We start from the raw sequence: 232 nt of genomic DNA on the forward strand, positions 1-232 counted from the left end.
GTTCAAGACCGGCTTCTTCCAGGACATCCAGCTCGGCCGTGATGGCAACGTGCTGGTAGTCACTGTAGTCGAGCGCCCGTCGATCTCCAGCATCGAGATCGAGGGCAACAAGGCGATCTCCAAGGAAGACCTGCTCAAGGGCCTGAAACAGTCCGGCCTGGCCGAGGGCGAGATCTTCCAGCGCGCCACCCTCGAAGGCGTGCGCAACGAGCTGCAACGCCAGTACGTGGCC

1 protein-coding gene is annotated in these 232 nt (G+C 62.5%); it reads left to right on the forward strand.

Going from position 1 to position 232, the window contains the following annotated elements; translation table 11 throughout:
* Window positions 1–232, forward strand: a 232-nt coding sequence (locus ACLJNW_RS28895; RefSeq protein WP_410962120.1) for a POTRA domain-containing protein, incomplete at both ends; no start/stop codon positions are given.

It is taken from the genome of Salmonella sp. SAL4457 (genome assembly GCF_046548235.1).
Taxonomy (GTDB): Bacteria; Pseudomonadota; Gammaproteobacteria; order Enterobacterales; family Enterobacteriaceae; genus Salmonella; species Salmonella enterica.